The sequence below is a fragment of the Streptomyces sp. NPDC006372 genome (genome assembly GCF_040612515.1).
Lineage (GTDB): Bacteria > Actinomycetota > Actinomycetes > Streptomycetales > Streptomycetaceae > Streptomyces.
In genome coordinates, this window is the sequence record NZ_JBEXQJ010000047.1 from 29,205 (window position 1) to 50,238 (window position 21,034).

General features: G+C 69.8%; 14 protein-coding genes, 1 tRNA gene and 1 rRNA gene. 3 read left to right on the forward strand and 13 right to left on the reverse strand.

Annotation, left to right across the window (positions count from 1 at the left end; all coding sequences use genetic code 11):
- The first annotated feature begins 2 nt into the window (after positions 1–2).
- Both ABZ016_RS38865 and ABZ016_RS38870 read left to right on the forward strand, forming a co-directional pair.
- On the forward strand, positions 3–824 hold the full coding sequence (locus ABZ016_RS38865; RefSeq protein WP_356921477.1) for a DNA-formamidopyrimidine glycosylase family protein: 822 nt from the start codon (positions 3–5) through the stop codon (positions 822–824).
- Positions 825–856: 32 nt separating this feature from the next.
- Positions 857–1,621, forward strand: coding sequence for an SDR family NAD(P)-dependent oxidoreductase (locus ABZ016_RS38870; protein ID WP_356921479.1), 765 nt, complete (start codon positions 857–859; stop codon positions 1,619–1,621).
- Between the two features lie 44 nt (positions 1,622–1,665).
- Here ABZ016_RS38870 and ABZ016_RS38875 read toward each other — a convergent pair whose 3' ends face one another.
- From ABZ016_RS38875 to ABZ016_RS38920, 10 genes are all read right to left on the reverse strand, one after another.
- Entirely contained in the window at positions 1,666–1,923 is a 258-nt protein-coding gene (locus tag ABZ016_RS38875) for a hypothetical protein (RefSeq protein WP_356921480.1), read from the reverse strand.
- A 187-nt stretch (positions 1,924–2,110) separates the two neighbouring features.
- Positions 2,111–2,581, reverse strand: coding sequence for a DNA starvation/stationary phase protection protein (locus ABZ016_RS38880; protein ID WP_356921492.1), 471 nt, complete (start codon positions 2,579–2,581; stop codon positions 2,111–2,113).
- Between the two features lie 247 nt (positions 2,582–2,828).
- Positions 2,829–3,209: a helix-turn-helix transcriptional regulator gene (locus ABZ016_RS38885; RefSeq protein WP_003993396.1), complete on the reverse strand. Its 381-nt coding sequence runs from the start codon at positions 3,207–3,209 to the stop codon at positions 2,829–2,831.
- 109 nt (positions 3,210–3,318) lie between these two features.
- Complete coding sequence (locus ABZ016_RS38890; RefSeq protein ID WP_356921481.1) at positions 3,319–3,864, reverse strand: CinA family protein; 546 nt, start codon at positions 3,862–3,864, stop codon at positions 3,319–3,321.
- On the reverse strand, positions 3,861–4,796 hold the full coding sequence (gene pgsA, locus ABZ016_RS38895) for a CDP-diacylglycerol--glycerol-3-phosphate 3-phosphatidyltransferase (protein ID WP_356921482.1): 936 nt from the start codon (positions 4,794–4,796) through the stop codon (positions 3,861–3,863). The genes ABZ016_RS38890 and pgsA overlap by 4 nt, the downstream gene beginning before the upstream one ends.
- On the reverse strand, positions 4,793–6,274 hold the full coding sequence (gene rimO, locus ABZ016_RS38900; protein WP_356921483.1) for a 30S ribosomal protein S12 methylthiotransferase RimO: 1,482 nt from the start codon (positions 6,272–6,274) through the stop codon (positions 4,793–4,795). Before rimO ends, pgsA begins: the two co-directional genes overlap by 4 nt.
- Before the next feature lie 93 nt (positions 6,275–6,367).
- Positions 6,368–7,222, reverse strand: coding sequence for a RodZ domain-containing protein (locus ABZ016_RS38905; RefSeq protein WP_356921484.1), 855 nt, complete (start codon positions 7,220–7,222; stop codon positions 6,368–6,370).
- 266 nt (positions 7,223–7,488) lie between these two features.
- Positions 7,489–10,254 (reverse strand): DNA translocase FtsK, encoded by a 2,766-nt coding sequence (locus ABZ016_RS38910; RefSeq protein ID WP_356921485.1) that lies wholly within the window; start codon positions 10,252–10,254, stop codon positions 7,489–7,491.
- A 127-nt stretch (positions 10,255–10,381) separates the two neighbouring features.
- The gene (locus tag ABZ016_RS38915; protein ID WP_356921486.1) at positions 10,382–11,062 is read right to left on the reverse strand and encodes a response regulator; all 681 of its coding nucleotides are present in this window, start codon (positions 11,060–11,062) and stop codon (positions 10,382–10,384) included.
- 307 nt (positions 11,063–11,369) lie between these two features.
- Positions 11,370–16,841, reverse strand: coding sequence for a HAMP domain-containing protein (locus tag ABZ016_RS38920; RefSeq protein ID WP_356921487.1), 5,472 nt, complete (start codon positions 16,839–16,841; stop codon positions 11,370–11,372).
- A gap of 378 nt (positions 16,842–17,219) precedes the next feature.
- Between ABZ016_RS38920 and ABZ016_RS38925 the strand changes: the two genes are divergently transcribed.
- Positions 17,220–19,973 carry a SpoIIE family protein phosphatase gene (locus ABZ016_RS38925; RefSeq protein ID WP_356921488.1) on the forward strand — a complete coding sequence of 918 codons (2,754 nt, stop codon included), beginning with the start codon at positions 17,220–17,222 and terminating at the stop codon, positions 19,971–19,973.
- 43 nt (positions 19,974–20,016) lie between these two features.
- On the opposite strand, the gene ABZ016_RS38930 is transcribed toward ABZ016_RS38925, so the two are convergent.
- The 3 genes from ABZ016_RS38930 to rrf form a co-directional block, all read right to left on the reverse strand.
- A tRNA-Thr gene (locus ABZ016_RS38930) sits at positions 20,017–20,092 on the reverse strand.
- 73 nt (positions 20,093–20,165) lie between these two features.
- On the reverse strand, positions 20,166–20,828 hold the full coding sequence (locus ABZ016_RS38935) for a DegT/DnrJ/EryC1/StrS family aminotransferase (RefSeq protein ID WP_356921493.1): 663 nt from the start codon (positions 20,826–20,828) through the stop codon (positions 20,166–20,168).
- Positions 20,829–20,941: 113 nt separating this feature from the next.
- Positions 20,942–21,034 (reverse strand): 5S ribosomal RNA (gene rrf / locus ABZ016_RS38940); the annotation flags it as partial.

Genomic DNA, 21,034 nt, shown 5'->3' on the forward strand with positions numbered 1-21,034 from the left:
CCATGCCCGAAGGTGACACGGTCTGGCAGACGGCGAGGCGACTGCACGAGGCCCTCGCGGGCAAGGTGCTCACCCGCAGCGATCTCAGGGTGCCGCGCTTCGCCACGGCCGACCTCACCGGCCGCACGGTCCTCGATGTCACCCCGCGCGGCAAACACCTCCTGACCCGCGTCGAGGGCGGCCTGACTCTCCACTCCCACCTGCGGATGGACGGCTCCTGGAAGGTGTACGGCAACGGCCGGCGCTGGAGCGGTGGCCCCGGCCACCAGATCCGCGCGATCCTCGGCAACACCGACCGTACGGCGGTGGGCTACCGCCTCCCGGTCCTGGAACTGCTGCGCACCACCGACGAGCACCGCGCGGTAGGCCACCTCGGCCCCGACCTCCTGGGCCCCGACTGGGACCCGGACCGGGCACTCGCCAACCTCCTCCAGGACCCCGCCCGCCCCCTCGGCGAAGCCCTGCTCGACCAGCGCAACCTCGCCGGCATCGGCAATGTCTACAAGAGCGAGCTCTGCTTCCTGCTGGGCGTCACCCCCTGGCTCCCGGTGGGCGACCTGCCGGCCGAACGCGCCGCCAGGCTGCCCGGGCTGGCCAAGAGGCTGCTGGAGGCCAACCGCGACCGCCCGATCCGCAGTACGACGGGCAGCCGCGGCCAGGACCTCTTCGTGTACGGCCGGGCTCCTCGTCCCTGCCTGCGCTGCCGCACCTCCGTCCGCGTCGCCGACCAGGGCGACGGTTCCCGCGAACGCCCCACGTACTGGTGCCCCACCTGCCAGCCGGGCCCGGCCCCGGCGGCAATCCGGCACAGCCGCACCAATTGACGATCCGTCAGAAACGCTCGTACGGTCCGTACATGCCCGTCACGGCGTACGACCTCACCGGCCGGACCGCGTTCGTCACCGGCGCCGCGAGCGGCATCGGCCGCGCCTCGGCCCTCCTGCTCGCCGAGGCGGGCGCCACCGTGCACTGCGCGGACCTCGACACCGACGGACTGCACGAGTCGGCGTCCCTGATCAAGAACCGGGGCGGCACGGCACACACCCACCACCTCGACGTCACCGACCGCTCGGAGCTGAGGCAGGCCATCACCTCCTGCGAACGTCTGGACGTCCTGGCCGCGATAGCCGGAATCATGCACAGCAGCCCGGTACTGGAGACCCGGGACGAGGACCTCGACCGGGTGCTGAACGTGAACTTCAAGGGAGTGCTGTACGCCTGCCAGGAGGCGGCCCGCCTGATGATCGAGCTCGGCATTGAAGGCAGCATCGTCACGATGGCCTCGGGAGCCGTCGACACCGGCGGCCCCGGCTTGCTCTGCTACGGCGCGGCCAAGGCGGCGGTGGTCCAGCTGACCAAGACCCTCGCGACGGAGGTCGGCCGGTACGGCATCCGTGTCAACGCGGTCGCTCCGGGCTGGATCCGCACCCCGATGACCGACCGCCACGACAACGAGGCACAGGCGCACACGGAGGCCGCGATGTCCCGGCTGTCCCCCCTCGGCCGGGTCGGCGCCCCCGAGGACGTCGCACACGCGGTCCTGCACCTGGCGTCCGACGCCTCGTCCTTCACGACCGGCCAGATCATCCGCCCGAACGGGGGTGTGGCGATGCCGTGGTGAGACAGCCCCCGCCCATCAGGCGACACCCCATGTGCCACCGTGTTTCACCCCCGCCGAGAAACCACCCCACGAGCTCCGGTCCCCCACACTCTCCGCCACCGCCCCGAATCAAGCGCCCCGCTCGCCTGATCTTTCGGCAGACAATGCACCGGCAGCACGCTCAGCCCCCACCCCCCGGCGGCGACGGCCGCCTCCAGCACCCCCGCCTCCGGCACGACCACCAGCCGCGCCACGGCCCACCACCACAGCGCCCCCACCCCCAGCGCCGCCCCGCGGACCCCCCAGCGCCCTATCCCCGCCATGGCCGCCACCTCCAGCGGGACGCTATGCGGCCACCGGGACCCGCGGACAGGGCGCACCACCGGCACACAGACGCACCGCGCACCCCGCCGCAGCGCACCACGGAGCAACCCCCGCCGCACCGCACCACGAAGCCACGAGCGGCGAAATCCCGAACCGGCCCGTCGTCCTCCGCCGAGCCCGCCAGGGTCACCCGTTCTCGGCCTGGAACATCCAGTGATGCTTCTCCAGGTCCGCAGTGATGCCGATGAAGATGTCCTGGCTCACCGGATCCGGTTCACCCGTGGCCTCGACCCGCTCCCGCATCCGCGCGATCACCGCGCCCAGCGCGTCGACGAGCGTCCCGACGGCGGTCGTGTCGTCGACCCACCCCTCGGGCGTCACGCCGATCCCACTGCCGACGGCCACGGTCGCGGCACGCCCGTCCGGCGGGATCCCGAGCGCCGCGGCGCGCTCCGCCACGGTGTCCGAATACTTCCGTGCCGTGTCGACGACCTCGTCGAGCTGGAGGTGCACGGACCGGAAGCGCGGCCCTACCACGTTCCAGTGGATCTGCTTCGCCACGAGGGCGAGATCCACCAGGTCCACAAGCGCGCCCTGCAACGACTCCGACACGGTCTTGAGGTTCGCGTCGGACAACGGGCTCTTCACGACGTACATCCGCACCTCCGTTGACTGCCCTGCCATCCCCTCAACGATGACCGCCGCACGCGGCACCGGCAAACGCACACAAAAAGGACAAAGGACAGAGGGTAGTCGGCGCCGGTCAGCCTGTCCCCAAGCGAAAACCCCGGGCGGCACCCCTCCGGATCCACCGGAGAGGCCCGGCCGGGGCCTCACACACCTTCTCAGCGCCTCGTCGACGTCACACGCGCACGCGGCGAGAACCCGCGCTCACGCGAAACACTCACGCGGCGACGACGTCCACCGCCTCGGCGGGCGCCTTGATGGTCACCCGTTCCGGTGGCACGCCGGTCACCGATACGGAACCCAGCATCGGTCGAACCGGCGTGGGTACAGGCTCGCTGGGGGTGGCCGCTGCAGACTGGGCCAGTTCGGCCAGGGCGAGCTCGTCGCTCACTTCCCGCATGAGCTCGGACATCCGTACGTCCAGCGCGTCGCAGATGGCGGAGAGCAGCTCGGAGGAAGCCTCCTTCTGCCCCCGCTCCACCTCGGAGAGATAGCCGAGTGAGACTCGGGCGGACGAGGAGACTTCGCGCAGAGTACGGCCCTGGCGCTGGCGCTGCCGACGCAGCACGTCACCCAGCAGGCGACGGAGCAGAATCATCGGTGGCTCCCTCCTCGGACCGCGTAGCCGCATCCATTACGCCCCACCGTACCGCCTTGCGCCGCGGCCGTGCGGGGAGCGATGTCGTGTTCACTCAGGGCTGCAAACATCAAAACCCCCCGTTCCGTTCCGTATCCTGTGCCCGCTCATTCCCAGTCTGTTCGCCCGCAAGCCCCTCCAGGAGCAGTGCGAGTACGCTCCGTACACTCTCTCTACGAATTTCCTCGCGGTCGCCGTTCAACCGCAGAGCCTCCACTTTTCCGCCGCCGGCGGAACCGGATTCAGTTCCGAACGGCCCTTCGACGGCCACGAAGACCGTCCCGACGGCCTGCCCGTCCTGCGGCTCCGGTCCCGCGACTCCGGTGGTCGCGATGCCCCAGTCGGTGCCGAGCGCCTTTCGCACTCCGACCGCCATCTGGGCCGCGACCTGCGGATCCACCGCTCCATGGGCGGACAGCAGGGTGGCGTCGACACCGAGCAGTTCATGCTTCAGTTCGGTGGCGTAGGCGGTCACCGAGCCACGGAAGACCTTGGACGCCCCGGGGACCGACGTGATCTCCGCGGCCACGAGGCCACCGGTCAGCGACTCCGCGACGGCGAGCGTCTCGCCCTTCACCGTGAGTAGTCGCACCACGTCAGTGGCCCTGGAACTCACGCTTCCTTCTCCTCCAACGCGGCCTTGCGCTCGGCGATTCCCTGCCTGCGCAGCACAATGGCCTGTTTCACATAGTCGAGCCCGGTCACCACGGTCAGCACGACCGCCGCGGCCATCACCCACCACCTCAGGGTGGCCAGCCACCCCGTCAGTGCCAGCACGTACATGCCCACGGCCACGCCCTGGGTGAGGGTCTTGAGCTTTCCTCCGCGGCTGGCGGGGATGACGCCGTACCGGATGACCAGAAAACGCAGCAGGGTGATTCCAAGTTCCCGCCCGAGGATGACGCCGGTCACCCACCACGGCAGATCCCCGAGCCCGGACAGACAGATCAACGCCGCCCCCATGATCGCCTTGTCGGCGATGGGGTCGGCGATCTTCCCGAAGTCCGTGACCAGGTTGTAGGTGCGCGCCAGATGTCCGTCGAACAGGTCGGTGATCATGGCGATGGCGAAGGCCGCCCAGGCGAGGGACCGCCACGCCGGGTCGTATCCGCCGTCGGCGAGCATCAGCGCGACGAAGGCCGGCACGAGGAGCAGCCGGAGCATGGTCAGGAGGTTGGCGATGTTCCAGACGCTGGCCTGGTTGACGGCCGCGGCCGCCAGCTTCGCGCCGCGCGGGGGCTTCGCATCGCCCTGCCCGTCGACGGCGGCACTCCCCGAGTCCTCGCCGGGGGCGGTCCCGCCGTCCTCCGCACCGGCGGCGGTGCCCCCGCTGTGCCGGGCCGCGTCCGCGGCCGCACCCTGTCCCGCCCCGGACGACGTCCCGTGCTCCACGCCGGACGACTCCCCGCCGTCGGCCGACCGCGCGGCCGCACGGCCGACAGCCGCCCCGGGAACCGTCCCCGAGGCCGCAGGAGCAGCGGCAGCGCCGGCCGCGGCCCTCCTCGCGCCGGAGGGGCCTCCCGCCGCGGATGCCGGGACACCCGTCATCTGCCCGCCTCCTCACTCCACCCAGGCGACGCGAACGAGCTCTGCAGCGGCTCGGCCACCAGGTCGACACCCTCCGTACCGACCACCTTCGCCTCGACCATACGGCCGCTGCTCAGCCCCGCGCCGCTTGTGAGCAGCACCTGGCCGTCCGTCTCCGGCGCCTGGTGCGCGGCACGGCCGTACACGCCCTCCTCGTCGTCCACGGACTCGACCAGGACGTGCACCGTCTGCCCGACGCGCTCCTCGGCGCGCTGCGAGACGAGCTCCTCGGCCAGTCGCGAGACGCGGGCCAGCCGCTCGGCGACGACGTCCTCGTCGAGCTTGCCGTCGTAGGTCGCCGCCTCGGTGCCCTCCTCGTCGGAGTAGCCGAAGACGCCGATGGCGTCGAGCCGGGCGCCGTTCAGGAACCGCTCCAGTTCGGCGAGGTCGGCCTCGCTCTCCCCGGGGAAGCCCACGATGAAGTTGGAGCGCACACCGGCCTCGGGCGCCTTGCTCCGGATCGTGTCGAGCAGTTCCAGGAACCGGTCGGTGTCGCCGAAGCGCCGCATCGCGCGCAGCACGCCGGGCGCGGAGTGCTGGAAGGAGAGGTCGAAGTAGGGCGCGACCTTCGGGGTGGAGGTCAGCACGTCGATGAGGCCGGGCCGCATCTCGGCGGGCTGGAGGTAGCTGACGCGCACCCGCTCGATGCCGTCGACCTCGGCGAGCTCGGGCAGCAGCGACTCCAGCAGACGGATGTCGCCCAGGTCCTTGCCGTAGGAGGTGTTGTTCTCGGAGACCAGCATGATCTCCTTCACACCCTGCTCGGCCAGCCACCGCGTCTCGTTCAGCACGTCGCTCGGGCGGCGGGAGATGAAGGAGCCGCGGAAGGACGGGATGGCGCAGAAGGAGCAGCGCCGGTCGCAGCCGGAGGCGAGCTTCACGGAGGCGACCGGGGAGCCGTCCAGCCGACGGCGCAGGGGCGCGCGCGGGCCGGAAGCCGGAGCGAGGCCCTCCGGGAGGTCCGCGGGGGCGTGTCCGGGGAGCGCGACCGCGTCGGCGGAGTCCTGGCGCTCGGCCGGGCTGATCGGCAGCAGCTTGCGCCGGTCGCGCGGGGTGTGCGCGGCGTGGATGCCGCCGTTGAGGATGGTCTGGAGCCGGTCCGAGATGTTCGCGTAGTCGTCGAAACCGAGCACGCCGTCGGCCTCGGGGAGGGCCTCGGCGAGTTCCTTGCCGTACCGCTCGGCCATGCAGCCCACCGCCACCACGGCCTGGGTTCTGCCGTGCCCCTTGAGGTCGTTGGCCTCCAGGAGGGCGTCGACGGAGTCCTTCTTGGCGGCCTCGACGAAACCGCAGGTGTTGACGACCGCGACGTCCGCGTTCTCGGCGTCCTCGACGAGCCGCCAGCCGTCCGCCTCCAAACGGCCTGCGAGCTCCTCCGAGTCCACCTCGTTACGGGCGCAGCCAAGAGTGACGAGTGCGACGGTACGGCGTTCAGGCATGGGCTCAAGAGTACTTCGTCCCACCGACACCCCACGTCGACGGGGTTGGCCGGGACCGGCCAACCCCGTACTGCGGGCACCCCTTCGGACCAGTTACCCGGCCTCGGGGTCGCCCTTCGTGTACGTGAGGCGCTCCACGGAGCCCGGCTTGAAGTCGTCCTCGATCTTCTTGCCGTTGACGAAGAGGTCGATCGCGCCGGCGTCCCCGAGGACGAGGTGCACCTTCGAGCTGTCCTGGAAGGTCTTGGAGTCGCCCTGCTTGAGGACTCCGTCGAAGAGCAGCCGGCCGTTGTGGTCCTTGGCGGAGATCCAGCTGCGGCCGTCGGCGGCGGCCACCTGGACCGTCACCTTGTCCTGCGGCGCGGCCGCGATGGCGCTGTCGAACGGTGCGGGCTCGGGATCGGCGGGCTTCTTGGACTTGGTGGTCGGGGAGGCGGAGCCTCCGGTGGTGGGCGTGGCGCCCTCGGCGACGCTGGCCTCGCCGCCGTTGTCGTCGCCGCCCTGGAACATGGTGAACCCGACGAAACCGATCACGGCGACGATCGCGGCGACCATGGCCGCCGTCCAGTTGGGCCCCCGCCGCTCCGGACGGATACGTTCCGCCTCGAACAGGGGGGCTGCCGGGGTCGGTGCCGGGCGTCCGCCGTGCTCGTCGCCGTACTGCGCGAGCAGCGGCGCCGGGTCGAGGTGGACGGCCTTCGCCAGGGTCCTGATGTGCCCTCGGGCGTAGACGTCACCGCCACAGGCGCTGAAGTCGTCCGCCTCGATGGCATGCACGATGTTCATGCGGACCCGGGTGGCGCTACTGATGTCGTCGACGGTCAGCCCTGCGGCGATACGCGCCTGCTGCAGGACACGGCCGATGGAAGGGCGGGCTTCCTCGCGGGCTTCTTCGACGCGCTCGTCTTCGAACGGACGCTCGTCTTCAGGGGAGTTGCCGATGGACACGGGGGCGCCTTTCGAGCGTGTAGCCGCCTGTGCTGGAAGTTCAGTCTAGGGGGGTATCAAAAGGGTGGGGCAACCGGACGGTGGCACTTTGTAGGCCATCGGAATGGCCCGACTTTCCGATGGTGGGGTCGCTCATTTTCGCTTCCCTCAACTTGACGTACGCCGACGGGAAACGGTTGCCCGACAGACCCTTACGGGTGAGTCACGATCCGGACACCCGGTTGCAGTACACGCTCGGTGAAACGACCACCGCGTGTCCCGCTTCCCTACCCATCAGACTCCCCCCGGATCACGGCAAGCACGCCATCCAGCTCATCAGGCTTCACAAGAACGTCACGTGCCTTCGAACCCTCACTGGGCCCGACGATGTTCCGGGACTCCATGAGGTCCATCAGCCGCCCGGCCTTGGCGAAGCCGACGCGCAGCTTGCGCTGGAGCATGGACGTCGAGCCGAACTGCGTGGAGACGACCAGTTCGGCCGCCTGGCACAGCAGGTCGAGGTCGTCGCCGATGTCCTCGTCGATCTCCTTCTTCTGCTTGGTGCCGACGGTGACGTCGTCCCGGAAGACGGGGGCCATCTGGTCCTTGCAGTGCCGGACGACGCCCGCGATCTCCTCCTCGGTCACGAAGGCGCCCTGCATACGGGTGGGCTTGCTGGCCCCCATGGGCAGGAACAGCCCGTCGCCCTTGCCGATCAGCTTCTCGGCGCCCGGCTGGTCGAGGATGACCCGGGAGTCGGCCAGCGACGAGGTGGCGAAGGCCAGCCGCGACGGTACGTTCGCCTTGATCAGGCCGGTGACGACGTCGACCGACGGCCGCTGTGTGGCCAGTACCAGGTGGATGCCGGCGGCACGCGCGAGCTGGGTGATGCGCACGATCGCGTCCTCGACGTCCCGCGGCGCGACCATCATCAGGTCGGCGAGCTCGTCGACGATGACGAGCAGGTACGGGTACGGCTGGAGCTCGCGCTCGCTGCCCTCGGGCGGTTTGGCCTTGCCCTCGCGCACGGCCCGGTTGAAGTCGTCGATGTGCCGGTAGCCGTAGGCCGCCAGGTCGTCGTAGCGCAGGTCCATCTCGCGCACGACCCACTGGAGCGCCTCCGCGGCCCGCTTGGGGTTGGTGATGATCGGCGTGATCAGGTGCGGAATGCCTTCGTAGGCGGTCAGCTCGACCCGCTTGGGGTCGACGAGGATCATCCGCACGTCCTCGGGGGTCGCCCGCATCATGATCGAGGTGATCAGGCAGTTGATGCAGGAGGACTTGCCGGAGCCGGTGGCGCCGGCGACCAGCATGTGCGGCATCTTCGCCAGCGAGTGCATGACGTACCCGCCCTCGACGTCCTTGCCGAAGGCGACCAGCATGGGGTCGGCGTCCTCCGCGGACTCCGCCAGACGCAGGACGTCACCGAGGTTGACCATCTCCCGGTCGGTGTTCGGGATCTCGATGCCCACGGCGGACTTGCCGGGGATCGGGCTGATGATCCGCACGTCCGGGCTGGCGACGGCGTAGGCGATGTTCTTGGTCAGGGCGGTGATCCGCTCGACCTTCACGGCGGGGCCGAGCTCGACCTCGTAGCGCGTGACCGTCGGGCCGCGGGTGAAGCCGGTGACGCTCGCGTCCACCTTGAACTCGGTGAAGACGGTGGTCAGCGATGCGACGATGGCGTCGTTCGCGGCGCTGCGGGCCTTGCCCGGGCCGCCGCGCTCCAGCAGGTCGAGAGACGGCAGCGAGTACGTGATGTCCCCGGAAAGCTGGAGCTGCTCCGCGCGCGCGGGCAGGTCACGGGGCTCGGAGGGTGGGGACTTGGTGAGGTCGCGGACGCCCGGCTTCGGCCTCTCCTGCGCGGGCTCCTCCTGCTGGGGCTTCTCCCGCTTGGGCTTCTCCTGCTTGAGCTTCTCCTGCTGGGGGCGGGCGCCCGGGACGGGCGTCGGCGTGGTCGGTTCCTGGTCCCCGACCCGCACGCCCTGGGTGAGGTCGGCGACGATCGGCGACGGCGGCATCCCGTGCAGCACGGCACCGTCGAGTGCGGCGGCGGCCGCCGCGGCGATGTCCACGGCGTCCCTGGGCCGCTCCATGTCGGGCTGTGGCACGGCGGAGCGCCTGGGGCGGCCACGGCGCCGCGAGAGGGCCTCCTGCTCGGCGCTGTCGGGGTCGTACGCCTCGGGCGCCGGCGTGCGCCTGCCGCGCGGCCGGGCCGGCAGCGCCTCCCGCCACTGCTCCTCGTAGCGCTCGTCGTCCTCACCGAACTCGTAGTCGGCCGGGTCGTGGACGATCCCGAGCCGCATACCGAGCAGGCGCAGCCGCTGCGGGATGGCGTTCACCGGCGTGGCGGTGACGACGAGCAGCCCGAAGATCGTCAGCAGCACGAGCAGCGGCACGGCGAGCACGTCACCCATGGCGTACGACAGCGGGGTCGCCATGGCCCAGCCGATGAGGCCACCGGCGTCCCGTATGGCGTGCATGCCGTCGCCGCGGGCCGGCGAGCCGCAGGCGATGTGGACCTGGCCGAGCACGCCGATGACGAGCGCGGACAGGCCGATGACGATGCGTCCGTTGGCCTCGGGCTTCTCCGGGTGACGGATGAAGCGCACGGCGACGACGGCGAGCAGTATCGGCACGAGCAGATCGAGCCGGCCGAAGGCGCCGGTCACCAGGATCTCGACCAGGTCGCCCACAGGGCCCTTGAGGTCCGCCCAGGTGCCCGCGGCGACGATCAGTCCGATGCCGAGCAGTAGCAGGGCGACGCCGTCTTTGCGGTGCGCCGGATCGAGGTTCTTGGCGCCCTGCCCTATGCCGCGGAACACGGCGCCCACGGCGTGTGCGACGCCGAGCCAGACGGCGCGCACCAGCCGGTAGACGCCTGCGGTGGGGCTCGGTGCCGGTTTGGGCGCGACCTTCTTCGCCGCGGCCTTCCTGGCGGGCGCCTTCTTCGCGGGGGCCTTTCTGGCGGCGGCCTTCTTCGCCGGGGCCTTCGCCGAAGCGGCCGCCTTCTTCGCGGGCGGCTTCTTGGCTGCGGAGGGACGTGAGGCCATGGGTGTGAGGTTACCGGGGGAGACGACAGGGGACACGTGTGCCGACCGCTTCACCCGTTCGTGTCGCTCCGGGAGAGGCAAGAATGTGACGCACACTCATGGGCAGGCAACCGCGGCTGCCCGGGCGTCAGTTCTGCGAGGAGACCGCCGAGGTGCTTCCGGTGCCCGGCTCGAGCGCGTCCAGCGCGCGCCGCAACCCCGTGAGCTTGCGCTCCAGATGAGCCGCCGTGGCCACCGCCGCGGCATCCGTCGACTCGTCGTTGAGCTGCTTGGTCAGCGCCTCGGCCTGCTCCTCGACGGCCGCGAGCCGCGCCGAGAGTTCGGCGAGCAGCCCCGCCGACTCCTTGGACTCGCCGCCCGCGTCCTTGCCGTTGCCCTCCAACTGGAGCCGCAGCAGCGACGCCTGCTCACGCAGCTGGCAGTTCTTCATGTACAGCTCGACGAAGACCGACACCTTCGCGCGCAGCACCCACGGGTCGAACGGCTTGGAGATGTAGTCGACCGCGCCTGCCGCGTAACCCCGGAAGGTGTGGTGCGGCCCGTGGTTGATGGCCGTCAGGAAGATGATCGGGATGTCCCGGGTCCGCTCCCGGCGCTTGATGTGAGCCGCCGTCTCGAAGCCGTCCATCCCCGGCATCTGGACGTCCAGCAGGATGACCGCGAAGTCGTCCGTGAGCAGCGCTTTGAGCGCTTCCTCCCCGGACGATGCCCGCACCAGCGTCTGATCGAGCGCAGAGAGGATCGCCTCCAGCGCAAGCAGATTCTCCGGCCGGTCATCGACCAGGAGGATCTTGGCCTTCTGCACCATGGCCCGCCCTCCTCGCCCCGGCGTGGGGCCTCCCCTGTCCGCAGGACCTGAGGATGCACCGGTGGGTGCCGCCCCAGGGGACGACTCCCTTGCGTCGCCCGTCCTTGTGCCGGTCATCGTAGCCGCACCCTGCCTGTCGCCACACCCTGTCACCGCGATGTCACTGTGCACGTAGCAGAAACGCAGCAGGAGACCAGAAGGTTCCCCAGATCCCGTACTTCTACACGACTATGCGCACATCGAGTCCGCGACTCCGTGTGAACACCGAACCTTCCCGCCAACGTTGCGTAACGGTCCAACGTTCCCCTCATTCCCCTCGCATCCACTGATCCATCACCGTGAGCAGGTGATCCGGGTCGACCGGCTTGGTGACGTAGTCCGAGGCGCCCGACTCGATCGCCTTCTCCCGGTCGCCCTTCATCGCCTTCGCCGTCAGTGCGATGATCGGCAGCCCGGCGAACTGCGGCATCCTGCGGATCGCCGTGGTCGTCGCGTACCCGTCCATCTCCGGCATCATGATGTCCATCAGGACGACCGCCACGTCGTCGTGCTGCTCCAGCACCTCGATGCCCTCACGGCCGTTCTCGGCGTACAGCACCGACAGGCCGTGCTGCTCCAGAACGCTGGTCAGCGCGAAGACGTTGCGGATGTCGTCGTCCACGATCAGGACCTTCTGACCACCGAACCGGATGCCGCGCTGCGGCCTCGGCGCCGTCTCCTGCTCGGCGGGCGCCCACTGCTCCGGCTGTGCGGGGCGCGGCGGCAGCTCGGGCATCCGGCGGCGCCGCCGGAACAGGGCGGCCGGGCCGTTCTGCGTGTCGCGGTACGACTTCACCTCGGCCGGCGTCTCGACCTCCGCGTCGGACAGCTCGGACAGGTCGGCCGACGACGCCACCAGGTCCCCGGCCTCCAGGGCGGGCAGCTGCTGCTGGTAGCCCTGCGGCGGCAGCTCGCTGGGGTGCAGCGGCAGGTACAGCGTGAACGTCGAACCGCGGCCCGTCTCGCTCTGTGCGTAGATCTCACCGCCGAGCAGCTGGGCGATCTCCCGCGAGATCGACAGCCCGAGGCCCGTACCGCCGTACTTGCGGCTGGTCGTGCCGTCGGCCTGCTTGAACGCCTCGAAGATCACCCGCATCTTGCTGGAGGCGATGCCGATCCCGGTGTCGGTCACGGAGAACGCGATCAGCCCCGCGTCCGGGTCGGTCAGCGATCCCGTCTCCAGCAACTGCTCCCGGATCTTCTGGGGCACGTCGTCCCGGGCCGGCCTGATGACCAGCTCCACCGAACCCGAGTCGGTGAACTTCACCGCGTTCGACAGCAGGTTGCGCAGCACCTGCAGCAGCCGCTGCTCGTCGGTGTGCAGCGTGGCGGGCAGCTCCGGCGAGACCCGTACGGACAGGTCCAGGCCCTTCTCCGCGGTCAGCGGGCGGAACGTGGCCTCCACGTAGTCCACGAGCTGGACGAGCGCGATACGCGTCGGGGAGACGTCCATCTTGCCGGCCTCGACCTTCGACAGGTCGAGGATGTCGTTGATCAGCTGGAGCAGGTCGGACCCGGCCCCGTGAATGGTCTCGGCGAACTCCACCTGCTTCGGGGAGAGGTTCCCCTCGGCGTTGTCCGCGAGCAGCTTGGCGAGGATCAGCAGCGAGTTGAGCGGCGTACGCAGCTCGTGCGACATGTTGGCGAGGAACTCGCTCTTGTAGCGCATCGACACCGCGAGCTGCTCGGCGCGCTCCTCCAGGACCTGCCGCGCCTCCTCGATCTCGGTGTTCTTCACCTCGATGTCGCGGTTCTGCTGGGCCAGCAGTTCGGCCTTCTCCTCCAGTTCGGCGTTGGACGCCTGGAGGGCCTTCTGCCGCTGCTCCAACTCGGCGGAACGCTCACGCAGTTGCTCGGTCAGCTCCTGCGACTGCGCCAGCAGCAGCTCGGTCTTGGTGTTGACGGAGATGGTGTTGACGCTGGTCGCGATCATCTCCGCGATCTGGTTGAGGAAGTCCCGCTGGATCTGTGTGAAGGGCGTGAAGGACGCCAGCTCGATGACGCCGAGCACGCTGCCCTCGAACAGCACCGGCAGCACGATCACCTGCGCGGGCGGTGCCTCACCGAGCCCCGAGGAGATCTTCAGATAGCCGCTCGGCGCGTTCTCCACCAGGATCGTGCGCTTCTCCTCGGCGGCCGTCCCCACCAGCGCCTCACCCGGCTGGAACGACGTCGGCATGGAGCCCATCGAGTAGCCGTAACTGCCGAGCATGCGCAGCTCGTACTGGTCCTCGTCCGCGGCGTTCATGTCCTCGCCGTCGACGAGCGGCATGGCGAGGAAGAACGCGCCGTGCTGCGCCGACACCACGGGCGTCAGCTCGCTCATGATCAGCGAGGCCACGTCCTCCAGGTCACGGCGGCCCTGCATCAGCGCGGAGATCCGGGCCAGGTTGCCCTTCAGCCAGTCCTGCTCCTTGTTGGCGATCGTGGTGTCGCGCAGGTTGGCGATCATCTTGTTGATGTAGTCCTGGAGCTCCTGGATCTCCCCGGACGCGTCCACGTCGATCTTCAGGTTCAGGTCACCGCGGGTCACCGCGGTCGCCACGCGCGCGATGGCACGCACCTGCCGGGTCAGGTTCCCGGCCATCTCGTTCACGGACTCGGTCAGGTCCCGCCAGGTGCCGTCCACGTCCCGCACGCGCGCCTGGCCGCCGAGCTGTCCTTCCGTGCCCACCTCGCGGGCGACCCGGGTGACCTCCTCGGCGAAGGACGACAGCTGATCGACCATCGTGTTGATGGTCGTCTTCAGCTCCAGGATCTCCCCGCGCGCGTCGATGTCGATCTTCTTCGTCAGGTCACCCTTGGCGATGGCCGTGGTCACCATGGCGATGTTGCGCACCTGACCGGTCAGGTTGGACGCCATCTGGTTCACGGACTCGGTGAGGTCCTTCCACGTACCGGCCACACCCGGCACATGCGCCTGCCCGCCGAGGATGCCGTCCGTGCCCACCTCACGGGCCACCTTGGTGACCTGCTCGGCGAACGAACTCAGCGTCTTCACCATCGTGTTGATGGTGTCGGCGAGCTGCGCGACCTCACCGCGCGCCTCGATGGTGACCTGCCGCGTCAGGTCACCGTTGGCGACCGCCGCCGAGACCTGGGAGATGTTCCGCACCTGGGTGGTCAGGTTCTTGGCCATCAGGTTGACGTTGTCGCTCAGGTCCTTCCAGATGCCCGTGACACCCGGAACGTGCGCCTGGCCGCCCAGGATGCCCTCGGTACCCACCTCACGGGCCACCCGGGTCACCTGCTCGGCGAACGAGGACAGCTGGTCCACCATCGTGTTGACGGTCGTCACCAGCTCGAGGATCTCGCCCTTGGCGTCGACGGTGATCTTCTTCGACAGATCGCCCCGGGCGACCGCCGTCGTCACCTCGGCGATGTTGCGCACCTGGATGGTCAGGTTGTTCGCCATGCCGTTCACGGACTGGGTGAGGTCCTTCCAGGTGCCGGACACACCCTGCACCTCGGCCTGACCGCCGAGGATGCCCTCCGTACCCACCTCACGGGCCACTCGCGTGACCTCCTGGGCGAACGACGACAGCTGGTCCACCATCGTGTTCAGCGTGTTCTTGAGCTCCAGGATCTCACCGCGCGCGTCAACGGTGATCTTCTGGGACAGGTCACCCCGGGCCACCGCGGTCGCCACCTGCGCGATGTTCCGCACCTGCGCGGTGAGGTTCCCGGCCATGCCGTTCACGGAATCCGTCAGATCCCGCCACACACCGGCGACCCCGGGCACCTGCGCCTGACCCCCCAGCTGCCCGGCCGTGCCCACCTCGCGCGCCACCCGGGTCACCTGGTCGGCGAAGGCGGAGAGCTGGTCCACCATCGTGTTGATGGTGTTCTTCAGTTCGAGGATCTCCCCGCGCGCGTCGACGTCGATCTTCTGCGACAGGTCACCGCGGGCGACGGCCGTCGTCACCTGCGCGATGTTGCGCACCTGGGAGGTGAGGTTGCCGGCCATGGAGTTGACGGAGTCCGTGAGCTCCTTCCACGTGCCCGACACGCCGTCCACCTGGGCCTGACCACCCAGGCGACCCTCCGTACCCACGTCCCGGGCCATCCGGGTCACCTGGTCGGCGAAGGACGACAGCTGGTCCACCATCGTGTTCACGGTGTTCTTCAGCTTGAGCATCTCACCGGAGACGTCGACCGTGACCTTCTGCGACAGATCACCGTTGGCGACCGCCGTCGTCACCTGAGCGATGTTGCGCACCTGTCCGGTGAGGTTCCGGAACGCCGTGTTGACGGAGTCCGTCAGGTCCTTCCACGTCCCGGCCGCGCCCGGCACCTGCGCCTGACCGCCCAGCTCACCCTCGACACCGACCTCACGGGCCACACGCGTGACCTCGGCACCGAACGCGGACAGCTGGTCCACCATCCCGTTGACGGTGTTCTTCAGCTCCAGCATCTCGCCGGCCACGTCGACCGTGACCTTCTGCGACAGGTCACCGTTGGCCACCGCCGTCGTCACCTGCGCGATGTCCCGCACCTGTCCGGTGAGGTTCCGGAACGCCGTGTTGACGGAGTCCGTCAGGTCCTTCCAGGTCCCCGCCGCGCCCGGCACGTTCGCCTGTCCGCCGAGCCGCCCCTCGGCACCCACCTCGTTGGCCACGCGCGTGACCTCGTCGGCGAAGATCCGCAGCGTCTCGGTCATCTGGTTGATCGTCTCGGCGAGCTGAGCGACCTCACCGCGCGCCTGCACCGTCACCTTGCGCGACAGGTCACCGTTGGCGACCGCCGTCGTCACCTCGGCGATTCCGCGCACCTGAGCCGTGAGGTTCCCGGCCATGGTGTTCACGGAATCGGTGAGTTCCTTCCACACTCCCGCCACCCCGGGCACCTGGGCCTGACCGCCCAGCGCGCCGTCGGTACCCACCTCACGGGCCACCCGGGTCACCTCGGAGGAGAACGCCGACAGCTGGTCCACCATCGTGTTGACGGTGTTCTTCAGCTCCAGCATCTCGCCGGCCACCTGCACCGTCACCTTGCGCGACAGGTCACCCTTGGCCACGGCCGTCGTCACCAGCGCGATGTCCCGCACCTGAGCGGTGAGCCGGTAAGCCATCGTGTTGACGGAGTCCGTCAGGTCCCGCCAGGAACCCGACATGCCGCGCACACGCGCCTGCCCGCCCAGCTTGCCCTCGGTACCCACCTCACTGGCCACACGCGTGACCTCGTCGGTGAACGTCGACAGCTGGTCGACCAGGTTGTTCACGGTCCGCCCGACCTTCAGGAACTCGCCGCGCAGCGGCTGCCCGTTCCCGTCCGGCACCTGCGTCCGCAACTCCATACGCGGCGACAGATCGCCCTCGGCCACCGCGGACAGCACCCGGCTGACCTCGGACACCGGCCGCACCAGGTCGTCCACCAGGGCGTTCGAGTTGTCGATCGCGGCCGCCCAGGAACCCTCACAGGCACCCGTCTCCAGCCGCTCGGTCAGCTTGCCCTCACGGCCCACCATCCGCCGCACCCGCGCCAGCTCACCCGTCAGATGCAGATTGCGGTCGGCCACCTCGTTGAACACGGCCGCGATCTCGGCCATCACGCCGTCGCCGGACACCGTGAGCCGCTTGCGGAAATTCCCGTCCCGCATGGAGACCAGGGCCGCCATCAGCCGGTTCAGGGCCGCCGTCTCCACCTCGGTGGTGCCGTTGCGCGCCTTGGCCGGGTGGCTCGGGGACTGTCCGCCCTTCGCGCGCGCCTTCTTGCCACGCGTCGCTGCGCCAGACTCCACTGTGTCCCTCCCGCAGGGATCGACCGTCACTGCTGTGCTCGGGTACCACGCTCGGCGTACCGGTTACTACTGCGTATTCTCCGCCCTGCTTACCAGGCCGTGCCCAGGGGGCTGCTGCCCGCCGCACGCAGAAGACACTCAGCCTGCCCGGACCTTCACAAGAAGCTTGCCCAGTGTTTCACCCTGCCCGAACCAGGCCATAACAGTTCGGCAGCTTCGCACATCGTCCGCACACCCTCCGGACGGAAACACTGCAGACCGGCATCCGGACAGACCGCGAAGGTAAGTAACCTTGCATCCGGCTGTCCAGCCACGCCGGTCCGTCCGGCCTGGGCGGTGGCACGAAGTCGAGCGGGCATCGGAGGGGCGGCCGCACACATGACCACCGGAGTGATCCCGGGGGGACAGCCCCCGGAACCCCGGCCGACGGGCGACCTGCCGCACCAGCGGCTCGAGCCGGTCGGCCACGCAGCCCAGCACGTCGAGAACCGGTCGAGGAGTTCTGTGATCACCGCGCGCGCGGCCGCCAGCTTCGAGCCCGTCGGACGATCCGTCGCGAGCGCCCGCTCGTTCGTCCGCGACACCCTCCAGGGCTGGGGCTTCGCCGACATCGTCGACGACGCCGTGGTTCTCACCAGCGAACTGGTGACCAACGCCGTGGTCCACGCCGGCACCTCCGCCGACCTGCTCTGTCTGCGCAGCGACGAGGGCGTGCGCATCGAGGTGGCCGACCGCTACCCCGAGCGGGAGATCCCGCTCCAGGGCACGGCCGTCAACATGGGCAGCCCCGACCGCGAGGGCGGCCGCGGCCTCCAGCTGTGCGCGGCCCTGGCCGGCCGCTGGGGCGTCGAGTACACCCCCACCCACAAGACCGTCTGGTTCCAACTCGACCTCCCCGCCCGCGCCGTGGGCACCCGCGCGGCCGGCCCGGCCCTCCCCGCCGACCTTCTCCCCCTCGCCGACGGCCGGGTCCGCGTGGCCGTCGTCCAGATCGACCGCACCGGCCACATCACCGCCTGGAGCGAGGACGCCGAGGAACTCTTCGGCTACCCGGCCGAGCAGGTCACCGGCAAGCCCCTGACCGACCTGGCGGCCTGGCCCCACACGCCCGGCACCAGCACCGGCATCGCGGAAGCGCTCCAGCTCTCCCGCTGGGAAGGCAGTTACGGCATCCGCGCCGCCAACGGCCGCGTCACCCCCGTGTACGCCTCCCACCTGCGCGTCCGCGACACCGGTGGCGAGCCGTCAACCGTGTGCCTCCTGGTGCGGGACCACGAACGGGCAGTCCTGCAGACGCCCCTGCGTGTCGCCGCCTCCGACACCTCCACCACATCGGAGGGCCAGAGCGCGGACCCCTTCGAGGTGTTCATCGGTTACCCCGCTCCGGACGACCTCGACGGCCTTCTGCAGCGCACGGTGGAACGCGCCCGCGACATGCTCGACGGCGACTCCGCGTTCCTGCTGCTGGCCACCGACGACGAGACGGAACTGGAAGTCCGTGCCTCCACCGGCCTCCCCTCCGCCCGCCAGCGCTTCGCCCGCGTCCCGGTCGAGGCCGGCTCCGGCCGCTACGGTTCCGCCCGCATGCCGGCCGTCCACGACGACCTGACGGCGGTACCCGGTGCGGTGCCGCTGCTGAACGGCACGGGCATGCGCTCGGTCGTCACGGTCCCACTGAAGGTCGAGGGCCGCCTCACCGGCTCCCTGGGCGTAGCCGCCGAGGCCTCCGGCAGATACTCCAACGAGGAAGCCCTGCGCCTCCAGTTCGCCGCGGACCGCATCGCACTCGCCGTCGAATCAGCCCGCCTGGGCGAACTGGAACGCCTGCGCCGCGGCTCCCTGAACTTCCTGGTCGAAGCATCCGACCTGCTCGCCGGCACCCTGGACCGCGACCAGACCCTCGCCCTGATGGCCCAGATGACGGTCCCCACCCTCGCCACCTGGTGTGCCGTCTACACGATCGCCCACCAAGCCTCCGAGCCCTACCTCTCCTACGTCCTCCACGAGGACGAGGAACTCATCGACGGCATCAAGTCCCTGCTGTCGAAGGTCCCTCCACCGGACCCGGTCCCCACGCCCGGCGCCCGCGTCTGGACGGCGCCCGCCGAGATCGCCCACCAGGCCGCCCTGCGCAGCTCCATGCGCAGCCTCGGCCTCAGCGGCGGCCCCACCCGCCAGGTCACGACCGGCATCGGCCCGACCCTCGCCACCGCCTCCGCCGTCGGCGGCGAGACGGTCGTCCTCCCCCTGGTCGCCCGCAACCGCGTCATCGGCATGCTCACCCTCGGCAAGCCCACCGACGAGCACTTCCGCCAGGAGATCCTGGAACTCGCCGAGGACCTGTCCCGCCGAGCCGCCCTGGCCCTGGACAACGCCCGCCTCTACTCCGAGCGCACGGCCATCAGCCAGTCCCTCCAGCGCAGCCTCCTCCCGCCGGAACTTCCCACGATCGAGGGCGTCGAGGTCGAGGTCATCTACCGCGCGGCCGGCGAGGGCAACGAGGTCGGCGGCGACTTCTACGACGTCTTCCCCATCCGCGACGGCGCCTACGGCTTCGCCATCGGCGACGTCTGCGGTACGGGCCCGAACGCGGCGGCGGTCACGGGCCTGGCCCGCCACGCCCTGCGCCTCCTGGCCCGCGAAGGCCTCAGCGGCCCGGCGGTCCTGGAGCGCCTCAACTCCGCGATCCTGGACGAAGGCGCCCGCAGCCGCTTCCTCACCCTCCTCTACGGCGAGATGCGGCCCCGGGAGGACGGCAGCGCGGAACTGAAGGTCGTCTGCGCCGGCCACCCGCTCCCGCTGCGCCTGCGCCAGGACGGCTCGGTCGAACCGGCAGCCGAACCCCAGCCGCTCCTGGGCGTCATCGAGGACCTGGAGCTCTACGAGGAGACGGTCACCCTCGACCCGGGCGATGTCCTCCTGTGCGTCACGGACGGCGTCACCGAACGCCGCGAAGGCGCCCGCATGCTGGGCGACGACGGCCTCGCCGATGTCCTCACGACGTGCACGGGCCTCACGGCCGGCGCGGTCGCGGCCCGCATCATGCGCGCGGTGGAACGCTTCGCGTCGGACGCCCCGTCCGACGACATGGCGATCCTGGCGATGCGCGTCCCGGGCCTCCACACGGACTAGGACATGCGAAAGGCCCCACCCGGAAGGGTGGGGCCTTTTATGGTGGAGCCCCCAAGCGGAATCGAACCGCTGACCTTCTCCTTACCATGGAGACGCTCTACCGACTGAGCTATAGGGGCCTGTCGCTTGCGGGTTTTCCCCGGCGGCAACGGAATAGATCATACCCCGAACAGACCCGTGCTCCCAACCACGTCAGAAGGCCGGCTGCAGCAGCCCTCCGAGGGCGTTACAGGCGGACACGATCCGCTGCATGTCCCGCTTCGTCAGCGCGGCGTCGACGGGAAGCGCAAGCGTCTCGTCAGCGGCCCGTTCCGTCTCCGGGAGGGAGACACAGCGCCGGAATTCGGGCAGGCGGTGCACCGGCGTCTTCACCGGCACCCGGCATTCGACTCCCCTGGCCCGTACGGCCCGTGCGAAGGCGTCCCGGTCCGGCCGCCCGTTCCCCGGGACCCGCACGACGTACTGCTGGTAGGTGTGCCCGTCGCCGTCGTCCGGCGTCCGCACACCCCTCAACTTCGCGTCGAGATAGGACGCCCGCTCCCTGCGCTGGGCTATCTCGTCGTAAGGCGCCTCGGACTCGCCCTGCTCCAGCACGAGCAGTCCTTGCCGCGCTCCCAGGGCGTGCAACCGCCCGAGGTCGGCGAGTCGCCCGAAGCGGTGGACGACAACCACCGCGGCGGTCCGCGGAGTTACAGCCGCTTCCACAGCGGCCGCGTCGAGGCAGTAGGAGACAGGATCTATGTCGGCGAACACCGGCATCGCCCCGGCCATGGCAACGGCCTCGGCGACCTCGACGTTCCCGAAGGCCGGCACGACGACCTCGTCACCGAGTCCGACACCGGCGGCCCTGAGCATCGCAGCAGTACCCATGCTGTGATGCTGATCGCACAACGTGAACTTCAAGTGACGCGCAACAAAAAAGGGTTGGACCCGTAACCGAAGTTACGGGTCCAACCCATTCAATATTTGTTCGGCGGCGTCCTACTCTCCCACAGGGTCCCCCCTGCAGTACCATCGGCGCTGTAAGGCTTAGCTTCCGGGTTCGGAATGTAACCGGGCGT

Excerpts from the sequence above, each read along its gene's own strand:
- ABZ016_RS38865 (WP_356921477.1), top strand. The coding sequence starts at position 3 with ATGCCCGAAGGTGACACGGTCTGGCAGACGGCGAGGCGACTGCACGAG.
- ABZ016_RS38870 (WP_356921479.1), top strand. The coding sequence starts at position 857 with ATGCCCGTCACGGCGTACGACCTCACCGGCCGGACCGCGTTCGTCACC.
- ABZ016_RS38875 (WP_356921480.1), bottom strand. The coding sequence starts at position 1,923 with ATGGCGGGGATAGGGCGCTGGGGGGTCCGCGGGGCGGCGCTGGGGGTG.
- ABZ016_RS38880 (WP_356921492.1), bottom strand. The coding sequence starts at position 2,581 with ATGTACGTCGTGAAGAGCCCGTTGTCCGACGCGAACCTCAAGACCGTG.
- ABZ016_RS38885 (WP_003993396.1), bottom strand. The coding sequence starts at position 3,209 with ATGATTCTGCTCCGTCGCCTGCTGGGTGACGTGCTGCGTCGGCAGCGC.
- pgsA (WP_356921482.1), bottom strand. The coding sequence starts at position 4,796 with ATGACGGGTGTCCCGGCATCCGCGGCGGGAGGCCCCTCCGGCGCGAGG.
- rimO (WP_356921483.1), bottom strand. The coding sequence starts at position 6,274 with ATGCCTGAACGCCGTACCGTCGCACTCGTCACTCTTGGCTGCGCCCGT.
- ABZ016_RS38910 (WP_356921485.1), bottom strand. The coding sequence starts at position 10,254 with ATGGCCTCACGTCCCTCCGCAGCCAAGAAGCCGCCCGCGAAGAAGGCG.
- ABZ016_RS38915 (WP_356921486.1), bottom strand. The coding sequence starts at position 11,062 with ATGGTGCAGAAGGCCAAGATCCTCCTGGTCGATGACCGGCCGGAGAAT.
- ABZ016_RS38925 (WP_356921488.1), top strand. The coding sequence starts at position 17,220 with ATGACCACCGGAGTGATCCCGGGGGGACAGCCCCCGGAACCCCGGCCG.
- ABZ016_RS38935 (WP_356921493.1), bottom strand. The coding sequence starts at position 20,828 with ATGCTCAGGGCCGCCGGTGTCGGACTCGGTGACGAGGTCGTCGTGCCG.